General features: G+C 46.9%; 14 protein-coding genes. 9 read left to right on the top strand and 5 right to left on the bottom strand.

The annotated features are described in order from the left end of the window. Positions 1 to 4: 4 nt before the first annotated feature. The 3 genes from MHB43_RS03890 to MHB43_RS03880 are packed head-to-tail and all read left to right on the top strand — an operon-like array spanning position 5 to position 2,538. A complete protein-coding gene (locus MHB43_RS03890) occupies positions 5 to 241 on the top strand; it encodes a hypothetical protein (RefSeq protein ID WP_221825770.1) in 237 nt (78 codons plus the stop codon). Between the two features lie 20 nt (positions 242 to 261). Then, complete coding sequence (locus tag MHB43_RS03885; RefSeq protein WP_339181782.1) at positions 262 to 1,386, top strand: endospore germination permease; 1,125 nt, start codon at positions 262 to 264, stop codon at positions 1,384 to 1,386. A 48-nt stretch (positions 1,387 to 1,434) separates the two neighbouring features. After that, the gene (locus MHB43_RS03880; protein ID WP_221825766.1) at positions 1,435 to 2,538 is read left to right on the top strand and encodes an endospore germination permease; all 1,104 of its coding nucleotides are present in this window, start codon (positions 1,435 to 1,437) and stop codon (positions 2,536 to 2,538) included. Between the two features lie 93 nt (positions 2,539 to 2,631). Here the strand turns inward: MHB43_RS03880 and bcp are convergent, their stop codons facing one another. The 4 genes from bcp to MHB43_RS03860 are packed head-to-tail and all read right to left on the bottom strand — an operon-like array spanning position 2,632 to position 5,775. Beyond that, positions 2,632 to 3,096, bottom strand: coding sequence for a thioredoxin-dependent thiol peroxidase (gene bcp, locus MHB43_RS03875; RefSeq protein ID WP_221825765.1), 465 nt, complete (start codon positions 3,094 to 3,096; stop codon positions 2,632 to 2,634). A 45-nt stretch (positions 3,097 to 3,141) separates the two neighbouring features. Then, on the bottom strand, positions 3,142 to 3,927 hold the full coding sequence (locus tag MHB43_RS03870; RefSeq protein ID WP_221825763.1) for an ABC transporter permease: 786 nt from the start codon (positions 3,925 to 3,927) through the stop codon (positions 3,142 to 3,144). Between the two features lie 5 nt (positions 3,928 to 3,932). After that, the gene (locus tag MHB43_RS03865; RefSeq protein WP_036614077.1) at positions 3,933 to 4,727 is read right to left on the bottom strand and encodes an ABC-2 family transporter protein; all 795 of its coding nucleotides are present in this window, start codon (positions 4,725 to 4,727) and stop codon (positions 3,933 to 3,935) included. A gap of 1 nt (position 4,728) precedes the next feature. Beyond that, positions 4,729 to 5,775: an ATP-binding cassette domain-containing protein gene (locus MHB43_RS03860; protein WP_036614079.1), complete on the bottom strand. Its 1,047-nt coding sequence runs from the start codon at positions 5,773 to 5,775 to the stop codon at positions 4,729 to 4,731. 215 nt (positions 5,776 to 5,990) lie between these two features. Between MHB43_RS03860 and MHB43_RS03855 the strand changes: the two genes are divergently transcribed. Together MHB43_RS03855 and MHB43_RS03850 are read left to right on the top strand one after the other, a co-directional pair. After that, positions 5,991 to 7,034, top strand: a complete 1,044-nt coding sequence (locus tag MHB43_RS03855; RefSeq protein WP_237178444.1) for an LCP family protein — start codon at positions 5,991 to 5,993, stop codon at positions 7,032 to 7,034. A 131-nt stretch (positions 7,035 to 7,165) separates the two neighbouring features. Further along, on the top strand, positions 7,166 to 8,485 hold the full coding sequence (locus MHB43_RS03850) for a glutamate-1-semialdehyde 2,1-aminomutase (RefSeq protein ID WP_339181769.1): 1,320 nt from the start codon (positions 7,166 to 7,168) through the stop codon (positions 8,483 to 8,485). Between the two features lie 137 nt (positions 8,486 to 8,622). Here MHB43_RS03850 and MHB43_RS03845 read toward each other — a convergent pair whose 3' ends face one another. Further along, complete coding sequence (locus MHB43_RS03845) at positions 8,623 to 10,008, bottom strand: PLP-dependent aminotransferase family protein (protein WP_313771533.1); 1,386 nt, start codon at positions 10,006 to 10,008, stop codon at positions 8,623 to 8,625. A 168-nt stretch (positions 10,009 to 10,176) separates the two neighbouring features. Between MHB43_RS03845 and MHB43_RS03840 the strand changes: the two genes are divergently transcribed. The 4 genes from MHB43_RS03840 to MHB43_RS03825 all read left to right on the top strand — a co-directional run bounded on the left by MHB43_RS03840 (position 10,177) and on the right by MHB43_RS03825 (position 14,990). Then, on the top strand, positions 10,177 to 11,112 hold the full coding sequence (locus MHB43_RS03840; RefSeq protein ID WP_405131370.1) for a DMT family transporter: 936 nt from the start codon (positions 10,177 to 10,179) through the stop codon (positions 11,110 to 11,112). A gap of 167 nt (positions 11,113 to 11,279) precedes the next feature. Continuing rightward, positions 11,280 to 12,386, top strand: coding sequence for an endospore germination permease (locus tag MHB43_RS03835; protein ID WP_221825755.1), 1,107 nt, complete (start codon positions 11,280 to 11,282; stop codon positions 12,384 to 12,386). Beyond that, positions 12,367 to 13,836, top strand: coding sequence for a spore germination protein (locus MHB43_RS03830; RefSeq protein ID WP_405131369.1), 1,470 nt, complete (start codon positions 12,367 to 12,369; stop codon positions 13,834 to 13,836). The genes MHB43_RS03835 and MHB43_RS03830 overlap by 20 nt, the downstream gene beginning before the upstream one ends. Next, positions 13,833 to 14,990, top strand: coding sequence for a Ger(x)C family spore germination protein (locus MHB43_RS03825; RefSeq protein ID WP_405131368.1), 1,158 nt, complete (start codon positions 13,833 to 13,835; stop codon positions 14,988 to 14,990). The genes MHB43_RS03830 and MHB43_RS03825 overlap by 4 nt, the downstream gene beginning before the upstream one ends. Positions 14,991 to 15,021 lie beyond the last annotated feature (31 nt).

Below are 15,021 nucleotides of genomic sequence, written 5' to 3'. Positions count from 1 at the left end.
AAGCGTGCTGATTACACTTGCGGTTATCGTCGTAGCAGCTAGTATTGGCTGGATCGATCTGCCTGGCCTCATTCACCGGAAAGAATGGCGAGAAACAGCCGTATACAGTGGAATGCTTCTCACTGCTACGGTGTTCGGCATTATTGCTTCCAATCTGTGGGAGTTTCCTAGTCCACTCTATATCATCATGTGGATCTATGACCCTGTGAACCATATATTAGCACGACTGACTGGAACTTAGGAGACAAGGGAGGGTATATCATGCTGGAAAAGGGACGGATCGGAACAAGACAATTATCCACCCTTACATTTATGTTGGTGGTTGGAGATATGATGCTGATCTACCCCTCCGTTATTACGTCCTATGCCAAGCAAGATGCCTGGATCTGTGCTCTTATTGGCATTCCACTCGGAATGGCTCTCATGGCCATGATTATGAAATTGGGAAGTATGCATCCGGGAAAGAATCTGGTACAGATTGCCCGAAGTATTTTGGGCTTTTGGCCAGGCACCTTTTTCTCCTGTTTCTACTTATTTTTTTTCATCATTGGTACATCCACATACACCAGGGAAGTCGGGGATTTCATGACTTCCCAGATCTTTCAGTACACTCCTATACGTGTCATCATTCTTATGTTTGTTATTGCTATAGGATGGGGTGTGTACCATGGCCTAGAGACGATTGCAAGAACAAGTGAACTGCTGATACCAATCGTCATTCTTTTCACAATGGTACTCGCCTTCTGTCTACTTCCACAGGTTGAAACCAGTAATCTGAAGCCAGTAACAGACACCGGTGTTGTCTCTATTGCGCAGGGTATTCTGGTGAGTATCATATATCCCGTCGGTGAAACTATCCCCATTTTAATGATCCTTCCCTATGTCGCAAACAGTGCCCACCGCATGCGTGACATTGTCATTTCAGCAGGGCTCGGCAATCTGATCCTTGCCATTCTGGTTACCATATCCATGCTCGTTCTCGGTCCTTTCCTTACCCAACATAATATATACGCTTCGTTTGTCTTGTCTCAAAAGATTAGCATCGGTGGAATCTTTGAACGAATTGAGGTGATCATGGCTTGCTCGTGGTTTATCTCTACCTACTTCAAAGCAGCGATCTACTTATATGCCTTTATTGTTGGATGCGCAGAACTGTTCAAACTTAAGCATTTCAAGATGCTCATTTTACCATCGACATTGCTCGTTTATGGCATGGCCAATCTCGTTGCACCCAGTCTGACGTTTATCATCATCACCATTGTTCCGTACTGGGTGGATTGGGATACCACGCTAGGGATCATTCTTCCCGCTATGCTGATTCTTATCGCGTCAGTGAAATCCCGCAGAAAATCCAATTCGCAATCTCAGCCAACCACAGAAGGTTAACTCTGAAGGGTGCTTTAGACGTCAAACCATGGAAAGGAGCAGAAGGGCATGTTGATGAAGGAAAAACTCACAATTCGGCAGTTCACCTTGCTCACTTTCCTGGTTATGATCGGAGATATGGTTCTGATCTACCCTTCACTTGTTACCGCAGTAGGCAAACAGGACGCATGGTTCTGTTCTCTCGTTGGTCTGCCAATCGGTCTTGGCATCATCTGGGTTCTATATAAACTGCATCGAACATATCCTCAGTTGTCCCTTTTCGAAATATGTAACAAGTTACTTGGGACTTGGGTGGGTTCCGTGCTTTCAGTTGCCTATCTATTCTATTTCGCTATAGGTGCAGCCACATGTGTTCGTGAGGTCGGTGACTTCATGACAACCCAGATCTATCTCAAGACCCCCATTCGGGTCATTATTCTGATGATCATTTGCTCTTTGGCCTGGGGACTTATCCATGGTTTTCGTACGATAGGTTTAAGCTCCGAACTGTTAGCCCCAATCGTTGTGGTCTTTATAGCTTTTCTCTTTCTGGGGCTTCTTCCTCAAGCCAAGACTGCTAATCTTCAGCCTTTCTTTGATATTCCCTGGATACATTTAGCAGACCCTGTCATCCGTGGTGCATTTACTTCCTTTGGTGAACTTATTGTTCTTTCCGTATTTCTCCCCTACGTGAACCCCGGGCCTCATCTCAAACGGGATTTCTTGCTGGCTACCTTCTTTGGGGGATTACTATTAAGCTTGTTATTGCTGCTCTCACTCATGGTGATGGGACCTACACTGACGCAGCACAGTATCTATATCTCATACGCTCTTTCACAAAAGATTAATATAGGTAATTTCTTCGAACGAATCGAAGCATTCATGGCTATCGCCTGGTTAATTTCGACCTATTTCAAAAGTCTGCTGTATCTATTTGCCTTTGTGCTGGGAACAGCACAATTATTTCGTTTAAAGACGTATAAGCCTCTCATCTTGCCTTCTTCCCTGCTGTTATTTGCCCTGGGTGTACTGCTTGCTCCAAATGTTATTTTCTATACGGATACGATCATGCCTGTATGGGTAGACTGGAATATCACCGTCAGCTTCATCATTCCATTGTTCCTCTTGCTGGTATATCGCATTCGTTCATGCAAGCATAAGCAACAGTTATAAAGGGCTGGAAATCCGCATATGCAAAAGGCTGTGTTCACGAAGAATTCCGCGAACACAGCCTTTATATTGTTAATTATATGTTGCCGGAGCAGCTTATATGGACTTCAGCGCCTCAAGTGCTGCCTCGATATGTCCTTTGACCCGAACTTTGGACCAGTCCTTGATCAATTTCCCCTCTTCATCAATCAGAAAAGTGGAGCGAACCACCCCCATGTACTCCTTGCCATACATTTTCTTCAGCTGCCATACACCGTATTGCTCGGCTACAACGTGCTCTTCATCCGATAACAAGGTAAACGGCAGTCCATATTTGGCAATAAACTTGTCATGTTGTTTCATCGGATCGGTGCTGATTCCGAGAATGACCGTGTTCAGCCCTTCAAATTCAGCATGTCGATCCCGGAAATCACAAGCCTGTTGTGTACAGGACGAGGTCATATCTTTGGGATAAAAATAAAGCAGCACCCGCTGTCCGCGGTAATCCGAAAGCTTTACCGATTCTCCCGTACTGGACGGAAGCTCAAAATCCGGTGCCAATTCGCCTACTTTTAACGTCATGTCAGTTCCTCCCTAATCTCCCCCATGAATTACTATAGGGCGTTATTATGAACCTGCTCCGCGATACCGCTTCACGCCAAAATTCCACAGAAGCAATCCCATAGAACCAAACACCAATCCCATCACAGGTGTAAGCAGCGCCATGCGATGCATCTCGGACCTTTCCAGGAACAAGGCTGCGGGATAGATCCCCACGAAGGCAAACGGAATGATCCAGGTTAACAGCACCTGAATGGCACGGTTATAGATCGTGACAGGGTAGCGTCCATATCCTTGAATGTTATACATCAACGGCAGGATACCTGTTGGCGCGTCCGAATAAAAGGATAGTGAAGTCAATGTGGTGTAGATTCCGGCATAGATCATGACTGAGCTGAGTGCCAAAATAATTAAGGCAGGGATATGCCACCACTCCAGCATCAGACCCATCTCTGCTCCACTGAAGATCATGATGATCAGGCCGATAAATGAGCCCACGAGTGCAGGCGGATCCACATTTTCAAGCAATATTTGGAACAGATTATGTGCAGGACGTGTCAGGATCCGATCCATCTCACCTTTGACGATGTACCGCTCACTGAATCCCCACAGATTGATAAAACAACTGAAGATGCCATAGGGCACCATAAAATATCCATAAACAAAGAGCACTTCACTCTCACTCCAGCCGCCCAGGTTATCCGTGTGGCGGAAGACCACAAAGATAAAGATCAGGTTGGTTGCCTGGAACAGCAGATCCGATAGGATCTCCACCCAGAAATCGGCGCGGTACGTAAGTCGTGTTTTCATGTAATTTTTCAAATATTCCCAGACCAGACCCATATAGTACATATCTGTTATCCCCCTTGCACGAACAGACGCTTGCGCGCCTTACGCCAGATCAATACCATCGGAAGCAGCAGTACGGCAAACCAGAACACCTGAATACCGAGTACACTCCAGATGGCGGTACCTTCCACTCTTCCAGTGAAGACGGAACCGGGCAGATACGTAATGGCCTGAAAAGGCAATACTTTCATCACTGCGGACATCCAGCCTGGATACAGGCTGATCGGGATGATTAGACCGGAGAACAAATCAACCACGACGCGTTTCATACGCATCATGCCTTCATTGTTTTCCACAAAGAATGCCGCCAGTCCTGTTATCACATTAATCTGGGAATTAATGAGGAAACTGAAGAACAGCATGACGAGAAAGCCAATCCACGCCGATGGCGCCGTAGGCAATTCAACCGGGAACAGCAGAATGGCAATGAGCATTCCCGGAATCATGAGAAGCAGAAAGCGGAAAATACCTTCCCCAAGACCCTGCATCATTTTGACCATAACGTAATTGATCGGTCTGATGAATTGAATTGCAATGGAGCCATCCCGTATATCTGCGGCAATCTCCCGGTCCAGGTTGTTAAAATAAAAGGCACGTGCCATCCAGGATACAGCGATGTAAGTGGTCATCTGCGCTGCCGTGAAGCCGCCGAGTTCACCACTGCTACCGTAAATGGCTTGCCAGGTAAAGTAATACACGCCGATATTCAGCGTATATATCAAAATGCCGGAGTAATAATTCACCCGGTATGCCAGCATCGTTAGAAAACGGATGCGCATAAAATCAATAAATGCACTATTCATCTCAGGATACACCCACCGCTTCTTTCCCTGCTCCCACAATCTCTGGACGCTCGGCGGAACCGGATTGGTAAATACTGCGCACAATCTCATCCGTGTTAATCTCGATAATCTGAATATCGGTAATATCAGCCTGTCCAACGACACGTCCGAGTACATCCGAGACATTCAGTTCCAGCGGAATCCATACAGATGCGGACAATTCATTCTCTACCGTCCAACGGACAGGCAACGCAGCAGTCCATTCCTGCATCTGACTGATGTTGTGAGCTGAACCAAACTTGAAGCGGATCTCGCGCTCCTTACCCCACTGGGACTTGAGATGATCCAGACCTCCATCATAGATAATGTTGCCTGCATCAAGCATGATCACCCGGGAACACAGGGCCTCAATGTCCTGCAAATCATGGGTTGTGAGCAGTATGGTTGTTCCATGCTCCTTGTTCATGTCTTTCAAGAAATCCCGAATTTCCGACTTCACCACAATATCCAAACCAATGGTTGGCTCGTCCAGGAAAACAATACTCGGATTATGCAACAAGGCTGCCACTAACTCGCAGCGCATACGCTGACCAAGACTGAGCTTCCGCACCGGACGACTTAACAAATCCTGAAGCTGCAACCGCTCAACTAGTTCATCCAGCCGTTTGCGGAAATCGACCTCTCCGACACGATATACTTTGCGCAATAAATGGAAGGATTCGATCACGCCAATATCCCACCACAATTGACTGCGCTGACCAAAAACAACACCAATATTCTGTACAAACTTCTCCCGTTCCTGATACGGAACATATCCACCAACCGATATTTGCCCTGAAGTAGGCACCAAAATGCCGGTCAACATCTTGATCGTTGTTGATTTACCGGCACCGTTCTCCCCAATATATCCGCATATTTCGCCTTGCGGAATCTGAAATGAAATATCATTTACAGCCAATACCTCTTGGTATTGACGTGCAAACAGGTCCTGAAACGCGCCCTTCAGCCCACCTCGGCTTTTCTGGACGCTAAACGACTTGCGCAAATCTTTGACATCAATCGCCAGCATGATTATACCTCACTTGGATTTTGTTGAAATTGCTTGTAGCCCAAAAAGAAATTATAATGGTATCAGTCAAAATTCAGCAAGCTTTAAAAATAGTCTGGAGCCGCGTCCTGTGCCTGATGACGATGGAGACGTGAGCGGAAAGCTTCGGCTAGATTATAACAGAAACAACTTTGGACTTATTTTATATTTTATCTCAAATACAAAGGAGAGCTAGCATGACCAGAAAGACGAAGAGAACCATCTGGATTTCTCTTGCCGCCTTCGTGTTAATTATCGGAGGAGCAGCGACATATTATTTCGGTTCTATTCTCAATCAGTTGGACGGTTTGGCAAAAGACGGTGACGAATCACCATTCGCAGGTATCGAAAATGTGGAGAAAGTAAATACTCCTGACCCACCCAAATGGGAAGGCACAGAAACGGTAAATATTCTCGTTATGGGTGTCGATGCACGTGGATTGAAAAAAGGTGAAGTTCCTCGCTCCGACAGCATGATGGTTGTATCGCTCGACCCACTCACCAAAAAAATTAATCTGTTCTCCATTCTGCGTGACACTTACGTCAATATTGACGGGTACGGTAAGGAGCGGATCAACACCGCGATCACGCATGGCCCTAACGCAGCAATGCAAGCTGCAGGCGACCTGCTCGGCATTCCTGTACAGTATTATGTGTATACGGATTTCCAAGGATTCATCAAATTGGTGGATGCCGTTGGCGGCGTGGATTTTGATGTGGAGAAAGACATGCACTATACAAGTAAAGCAGACAATAACGAATACGATATTGATCTCAAAAAAGGGTATCAGCATCTGGATGGCGAGACAGCGCTCATGTACGTTCGTTTCCGTCATGATGCGATGTCGGATTTCGCTCGTTCCGAGCGTCAGCGTGAGTTGCTGAAAGCTGTCACAGCGAAAATGCAATCCACAACAACCATTGCCAAACTTCCCTCCATTCTGGAACAGGTTAATCCTTATGTGGATACGAATCTGACACTCTCCGACATGTGGAAGCTGGGTGGACTCGGATATCAGAGCAGCATGAACGGCAGTGAGCAGATTCCGCCAATGAACCTGCTGAAAGAAGAACGTACAGCAGGCGGTGCGCAAGTATTGACGGTTACCAATGAAGAGAAATTGAAGCAGCATATTCAGGATATTATTCACCCGCCTGCTACAACGGATGATAGTACGACCAGCACCGAAGATAAAACAGCCAGTGGTGACGATCAGAAGTCAGAGCAACCGGCTCAGTAATCTAAATATGCAGAGGGCAGCCATTACGCTGCCCTCTCGTTGTGCCCGGCTATACTATTATGAGAAAATCATCATATCTTTCTGTGGCTTGTTTCTTTATCATATTTTGAATGACGAAAGGAAGTTATCTTATGAATACATCACGTTCCCGTTCCGAACTTCTATACGCAGAAGCACTTGAACATATTGTAGGAGGTGTTAACAGCCCTTCACGCTCGTTCAAAGCCGTTGGTGGCGGTTCACCTGTATTTATGAAAAAAGCCCAAGGGGCCCACTTCTGGGATGTCGATGACAACCGTTATATTGATTATCTGGCCGCTTACGGTCCGATTGTTACAGGACATGCTCACCCGCATATTACACAGGCCATTACGGAAGCAGCAGCAAATGGCGTGCTGTACGGTACCCCAACAGAGCTTGAAATCAAGCTCGCCAAAATGCTGAAGGAAGCCATTCCTTCCATGGATAAAGTTCGTTTTGTAAACTCCGGTACAGAGGCGGTCATGACTACGATTCGGGTCGCTCGTGCCTACACCAAACGCAACAAGATCGTAAAATTCGCCGGATGTTACCATGGTCACTCCGATCTAGTGCTTGTCGCTGCCGGTTCAGGCCCGTCCACGCTCGGAATTCCTGACAGTGCGGGAGTTCCAGCCAGTATTGCACAAGAAGTCATTACTGTGCCCTACAATGATCTGGAAGCCCTGAAAGATGCTTTGGAGCGCTGGGGGGATGATGTTGCCGCGGTCATGGTTGAACCGATCGTGGGTAACTTTGGTATGGTTATGCCGGAGCCTGGCTTCCTGGAAGGCCTCTGTGCCATGACACGTGCTAACGGCTCACTGGTTATCTATGACGAGGTCATTACGGCTTTCCGTTTCCATTACGGTTCTACTCAGACGTATGCCGGACTCGATAACCATGCGGAGATTGAACCCGATCTGACGGCTCTTGGTAAAATTATTGGTGGCGGCCTGCCAATCGGTGCTTACGGCGGACGCAAACATGTTATGGAGCAGGTTGCTCCGCTCGGACCGGCTTATCAGGCGGGCACGATGGCTGGTAACCCTGCATCCATCTCGGCTGGTATCGCATGTCTGGAGGTCCTGCAAGGCGAGGGTGTATACGAAGAGATGGAACGCCTTGCTATCGACCTGACGGCAGGTCTGCAAGCTTCTGCTGACCGTCACGGGATTGCACTGACAATCAACCGGATTCGTGGTGCGTTCTCCACCCATTTCTGTAATCATCCGGTGACGAACTACGATCATGCTCAAGACACAGATGGAGAGCTGTTTGCTTCCTTCTTCCGTCATATGCTTGACCGTGGCATTAACCTGGCTCCATCCAAATATGAGGCCTGGTTCCTGACCACGGCTCATACAGATGAGGATGTTCAGGCTACATTGGAAGCCGCAGAAGCTTCCTTCAAGGCGATGGCTCAGGAATAAATCGGATTATTTCCACCACACTATAGCGTACAAGCTGTAGTGTAGATGGTTAACAATTCATGGAAAAGGCGTCCAACAAGTGATTAACTTGTGTGGACGCCTTTTGTTATATACGGACAACATTCCGATTCTTCAATTTATTTCTGCCTGATCTGAAGTTTCAAAATTTCCTCCCGGATCTTCTGCATCCCTTCCTCGATTCGCTGCTTCGGCACATTGGAGATGTTCAAGCGCAGCATCTGATCCTGATGCACCTGATATGTTCCCTCCGGATAATACCGTTCAGTCGTATCAACGATCACTCCGCGCTTTTGAAGCCGGGACAACAGAACACGAAGTGGCAGATCACCCGCCAAAGGCAATACGGTATGCTCGCCTCCTGTTCGAGGAGCCTCCATAAATGGAGCAAAGTCTGGATATGTGTCCAGTTGCTCATGCACCGTGTGCATCCGGGCAGCATAGCGGTTACGAATCACTTTCCTGTGATGAGCAAACATTCCGCTGTGGACATAGATCTCCAGAGCAGCTTGAGACAGGACGGACGTGTCGATATCGAGCATTTTTTTGTAAGCACCAAAAGATTGAATTAGAGGTGAGGGCAGAACAGCTACACCAATGCGCAAGCCTGGAAACAAAATTTTGGAATAACTCTTCAGATAGATGACCCGGCCTTCGGTATCATAGGACCATAGCGGGTCCTGTTTCGTACTGTCCTCCAGATCGGCCAGATAATCGTCCTCCACCAGATAGACATCGTACCGCTGTGCAAGCCGGATCAGTCTCTTCTTGTCAGCAACAGTCAACGATATGCCAATCGGATTGTGAAAGCGCGGCATGACATAGAAAAACTTGATATCTCCTTCAGCAAACTGATGTTCAAGCGATGCCCAGTCCAGCCCATCCAGGGCACGTCTCACACCGACAATCGGCACATTCAATCCACTCAGTAGCGAGGGCATATTGTGATAGGTCGGTAGTTCAAGCAGTACTTTTCTCTTTCCATTGGGGAAAGGCATCAATGCAAGTACAGCCAGTGCCTGTTGCACACCTGACGTGATAAAGAACTGCTCTGTTCTCGCAAACACCTGATAATCTGCAAACTGCTTCTGCAACAACATGATAAGCGAAGGTAATCCCTGATCTGTGCCATACATAAATAACTCTGCTTGCTTCTTCTCCATCGCCTGATCCACACAATGACGAAAGTCTGCATAAGGGAACACCTTTGGATCGGGAGCCGCTGAAGCAAAGTCCAACGCTCCCTGCCAGTCCATGTCCTGAGCACCTGTCCCGTTCTGTACGGCATAATAACCGGATTGAGGTATGGCATACACCAAATGCCGCTGCTCCAGCCACTCATATGCACGAATTGCTGTGCTTACACTGCATTGATATTGTTCTGCTACAACTCGAACGGCTGGAAGACGGATGCCCTTATCTGCCCACTGGCGACGATCCTGCTGCAGCATCTGTTCCTGAATCCACTGCTTTAATGCTTCGGCAATCACTTCGTATTTTCTCACTGCACCATCCCTCTCCCACAATTGTACCGTTACAGTTTACCCTTTTATCTATTGTAGCACGATACACCTGGCAGTATATTGAATAAGGCCAGCACATGCCTCGAACCTGACATAATTCAGGATAATGAAAGATAAAAGCGCTATGACTACTGTATTGGAGGAGCATTCATGAACACAACACACACTCGGGGATACACTTATATCGCAGCTGTATTGTACGCAGCCATTATCGGTCTATCTTTTCTATTTGTTAAAATGACCGTCACTGTTGCACATCCCATTGATGTGCTTGCCCACCGATTCGCGCTGTCGCTGATCGTTGTCAGCATTCCTGTCATTTTTGGCTGGATCAAAATCCGACTGAGCCTTCGTGATCTGTGGCGAATCATTCCACTGGGGCTTTTATCTCCCGTCTTATTTTTTGCCTTTCAAGCCTTTGGACTTGTCTCTTCCAACTCATCGGAAGCGGGTATAATACAGGCCATGGCCCCTGTATTCACACTCGTTCTCGCTTCAGTCTTCCTGAAGGAACGCACATCCACGATGCAGAAGCTGTTCCTGCTTCTATCTGTTGCTGGAGTGGTCTTTATTTTCATCATGCAAGGAAGCGGTATGTCTATAGGTAACCTGAAGGGCATTGCATTATTGCTGTTATCCACGGTCTGCTTTGCAGGTTATGGTGTGCTTGCGAGACCACTGACCCAGAGGTATAAACCGTTGGAATTAACCTGGGTCACACTGATGGTTGGCTGTATCGTATTTAACGCCGCTTCCCTGATCCGGCATGCGTCCAGCGGTTCCATGATGGACTACATCAAACCGCTTGGAGATACATCCTATCTGGGTGCACTCGCTTATCTGGCAATCCTCTCCACGATGATCTCCACCTTGCTCGCGAGCTATGCTTTGACTCATCTGGAGGCTTCGCAAATGAGTGTATTCAGCAATCTGTCCACGCTTATTTCCATAGTTGGGGGTGCATGGATATTGCATGAACCAGTGGGATACTACCACTATATTGGTGCATTGTTGATTATCGCTGGTGTGCTTGGCACCAATATGAGCGGTCGCAAACAGAGGCTGGTCAATCGGATCAAAGCATGAAAGAGATTCTTATCGAAGGGACTCGTGAAGCCAGAAAGATCGCCCGGGAAACGATGCTAAAGATACGAGAAGCCATGGGCACTCGTTATTTCCACTGACGGTATGAAGCGCTCCATTCACGTTAACACTGCTGAGGACAGTCTATTGGAAAAAGGGGACCCCTCAGCATGAAACGAACACAACCTTCATTTTTACAAGCTATGATGTTGATCATGTTATCCGTTGGCTTGATCAGCCATGTTCTGATTATTCCTGCCCTTTTGGCTGCGGCCAAAAGGGATTCTTGGATTTCCGTCCTATTATCAACCGGACCATTTCTCGTATTTGCGCTAATGCTCGCCTATGTCTCTCGCTTCCTCCAGCATCAAACCCTGCATGAATGGTTATCATCCCGTCTCGGCAAACCCATTGGCCTGTTCTTTCGAGTTGGAAACAGTCTTTTTTTTCTGAGCGTAATTTATTTCACCCTGCACGATACAACGACTTGGGCCAAAACAAACTACCTGACAGAGACACCTGTTTTGGTAACCAGTATTGCATTGATGTCCCTCTGTGCTTACGCTGCGTATAAAGGTATTCGCTCACTTGCTTTTACAGCAGGATTGATCCTGCCACTGGTGGTGTTATTAGGGTTCTATGTCTCTATCGTGAATACTCAATACAAGAATTACAGCCGTCTGCTGCCCGTTCTTGAACACGGATGGCATCCTGTACTTAATGGCATGGTATACAGTCTTGCAGGCATGTTTGAACTGCTGTTCATCTGGTACATCCAACCCCACCTCACCAAACGTATACGTGTATGGCAGTACCTCATGCTGGCACTCATTATTGTGGGGCTGACTGTCGGCCCACTCATTGGGGCCATTGTGGAATTTGATCCTTTTGAAGCTGCCAAAATGCGATATCCCGCCTTTGAAGAATGGCGAATTGCCTCCTTGGGTAAATACATTGCCCAGACCGACTTCTTTTCCATCTACCAATGGCTCGCAGGCTCGTTCACCCGGATTAGTCTCGCCATGTATATTATAGTAGAAATATGGAATATTAAGAGCTCCACCAGAAAGCTCATCAGTTGTATCTCGTTAGGTGTGTTCTTTATTCTAACCATGTTGTATCCTCTGGATGATATGACCTTCGAAAAGCTTCTGGTCGAATACATATTTCCGTTCAATCTCGCGTATCTGAGCGGACTTGCGATTATAGCAACGGCAGTTGCCTTTATTCACTCACGTCATCAGAGGAGGAAACATCATGGAGCATCAGAAGATTGACACCACGTCCCATGAAACACTGCTGGCCTCATTACAAGATCAATTTGATCCGTGCGCCGATGTCGTTCTTCAAACTTTTCCTGCCAAAAGTGAAAACGGCCTGCAAGTGATTGCACTATATTGCGAAGGCTTAGTCGATGCAAAACAAATCAATCAGTTTATTATCCCTCGTCTTGAACAGCATTCCATGCATTTGGAAGAGACACATCCCAAAGAAATGAAACTAGCCATGAATCCGGTAGAAGATTTAAATGACACCGACAATCTGAATTTATTAATTTTTAGCGGACAACTGCTACTGATTTTCGGGAATGGAGACCACGCGTGCAGTCTGGATATCGCAAGCATTCCAGGTCGAAGCCCGGAAGAGTCTGCCTTGGAGTCATCAGTAAAAGGGCCACGCGACGGATTTACAGAAGAACTATCCGTAAATATTGCCCTTATCCGTAAACGAATGAAAACCTCTTCAATGTGTTATGAAAAGTATGTAAAAGGCGGACGTACACAGACGGCTATTGGCCTATTGTATATTAAAGATGTTATTAATCCAGATATCCTGAAAGAAGCCCGGAGTAACCTTGATCAGATTGAGATCGATGGCATTATCGGCAGCTCCGTTATGGAACGGGCTGTTATGGGTGGTGTTCGCAGTATATTTCCACTTACCGATAACACCGAACGTCCAGATTTTGTGGTTGATTCCTTGCTAAATGGACGTTTTGCTGTTTTGATTGAAGGTTCGCCGGTAGCTATCATCGCCCCAACCACCCTGTTTAATCAGTTGAAATCCCCGGAGGATGAGAGCACACCATTCTTCATCGTTACCCTTGAGCGAATTTTGCGCATTTCCGGGCTATTGATCGCCTGTTTCTTTCCCGCTTTCTATATCGGCCTGACCAGCTTCAATGTGGAACAGATTCCTCTGCCTCTTCTCGCAACTATTACCGGAACACGTATGGGCTTACCCCTGCCGGTAACATTGGAGGCATTCCTGATGATCTTCATGTTCGAACTGTTTAATGAAGCCGGCCGTAGACTCCCACGCGCCTTGGGACAGACGGTCAGCGTAGTTGGTGGACTAATTATCGGTGATGCGGCCATCCGTGCAGGAATAACGTCTCCTACCATTATTGTAACGGTAGCGATCTCTGTTATTTCCAGCTATATACTGGTGAATAATGTTCTGAGTGGTGCGACAGCTCATATCCGCATCGCAATGCTTGCCATATCCTCCATACTTGGACTATTTGGTTTTATGATTGGATTATTTGCTCTACTGGTCCACATCGTATCACTGGAGTGTTATGGTGTATCCTATCTGGCCCCGGTGTCTCCCTACATTCCCGAAGACTTCACCCAAGCCGTATCCATGCATTCCTCGATGAAACGAACCAAGCGCCCAGCCGCACTTCATACCCAGGACTCCACCCGTCGGAGAAAACGTCCTTGACAAGATGGGCATCCTTGAGCGGTCTAATTGTATGTTGCTTGATCCTGTTAACGGGGTGCTGGGACTCCAAAGAGGTACAGAGCATTAACTTTATTACGGCGGTAGGGATAGACTATAAGGATGATCGATATATTACTTACGCTCAACTGATTGATTTCTCCAGTATTGCTAAACAGGAAGCACCAACTTCTCGGGAGGCAAAGGATATCTGGATTGGGCGGGGAGAAGGCACAACACTCAGTATGGCTATTAATGATCTATATGAGACTTCACAACAGCAAACACTGTGGACCCATGTCAAAGCCATTGTTTTATCCAAAAATGTGCTGAACGGACGACTCGAAGATACTTTTAATACACTGTTGCATTCCGGTCAGTTGAGATATACACCATGGATCTACGCTACAGAGCAGGACATTCCTGAAGTGCTCTCTCCTTCGGTCTTGCTGAATCAATCCGCCCAGACGATCGAGATATTTGAGCCCATGAGGTTATACAAACAGTATTCAAGTTACGAACCTATCCGGCTCCATCAGCTTCTCGATGGACTACGGGAACCGGCTTCCGTCGTTCTTTTACCTTCGGTTTCAACAAGGAATGAGACCTGGTTCAACGGCGATAAGACGCCACCCCTTGTTAAAATGGATGGATTTTATGTCATTTCCAAAAGCAAAAGTCAGGGTAGAGTTGGGGGAGCAGAAGCAGATGGTACACGATACGTAAATTATGAGCGAGTACATCAGTACCCACTATACGTATATGGGAATGGTGGAAAAACTCCTGATTTAACCTTGTTGCTTCATCATCCCAAGACAAAAATCAAGGCGAGGAAACAAGGAGATGGCGTCACATTTGATCTGGTTACCTCGGCCAAAGGTACCATCACTGAAGATCATGGGGCTCCTCGGTCTCCAGATGCCATGGAACAAGAAGCCGAGAAACAGATCGAATCCCAAATCCGAGATACGTTCGAAAAAAACAAGTCGCGCATGATTGATTCCTATGGTCTTGTGGAACACTTATATCGCCACAACCTTCCCTTATGGAAACAGGAAGTCGATAACCGGGCGGATCCACTCAAACGTTTTAAACTTGGTAAAGTGGAGGTCCACGTGGATATCCTGAATGCGAGCACGTACAAATACGGTAAATAAAATGAAGAAAAGAAGCCCCGTACCTGCATTG

It is taken from the genome of Paenibacillus sp. FSL H8-0317 (genome assembly GCF_045040685.1).
Taxonomy (GTDB): domain Bacteria; phylum Bacillota; class Bacilli; order Paenibacillales; family Paenibacillaceae; genus Paenibacillus.
This window is presented reverse-complemented; position numbering and strand designations above follow the sequence as displayed.

Excerpts from the sequence above, each read along its gene's own strand:
- MHB43_RS03840 (WP_405131370.1), top strand. The coding sequence starts at position 10,177 with ATGAACACAACACACACTCGGGGATACACTTATATCGCAGCTGTATTG.
- MHB43_RS03850 (WP_339181769.1), top strand. The coding sequence starts at position 7,166 with ATGAATACATCACGTTCCCGTTCCGAACTTCTATACGCAGAAGCACTT.
- MHB43_RS03830 (WP_405131369.1), top strand. The coding sequence starts at position 12,367 with ATGGAGCATCAGAAGATTGACACCACGTCCCATGAAACACTGCTGGCC.
- MHB43_RS03865 (WP_036614077.1), bottom strand. The coding sequence starts at position 4,727 with ATGAATAGTGCATTTATTGATTTTATGCGCATCCGTTTTCTAACGATG.
- MHB43_RS03835 (WP_221825755.1), top strand. The coding sequence starts at position 11,280 with ATGAAACGAACACAACCTTCATTTTTACAAGCTATGATGTTGATCATG.
- MHB43_RS03855 (WP_237178444.1), top strand. The coding sequence starts at position 5,991 with ATGACCAGAAAGACGAAGAGAACCATCTGGATTTCTCTTGCCGCCTTC.
- bcp (WP_221825765.1), bottom strand. The coding sequence starts at position 3,096 with ATGACGTTAAAAGTAGGCGAATTGGCACCGGATTTTGAGCTTCCGTCC.
- MHB43_RS03860 (WP_036614079.1), bottom strand. The coding sequence starts at position 5,775 with ATGCTGGCGATTGATGTCAAAGATTTGCGCAAGTCGTTTAGCGTCCAG.
- MHB43_RS03885 (WP_339181782.1), top strand. The coding sequence starts at position 262 with ATGCTGGAAAAGGGACGGATCGGAACAAGACAATTATCCACCCTTACA.
- MHB43_RS03880 (WP_221825766.1), top strand. The coding sequence starts at position 1,435 with ATGTTGATGAAGGAAAAACTCACAATTCGGCAGTTCACCTTGCTCACT.
- MHB43_RS03870 (WP_221825763.1), bottom strand. The coding sequence starts at position 3,927 with ATGTACTATATGGGTCTGGTCTGGGAATATTTGAAAAATTACATGAAA.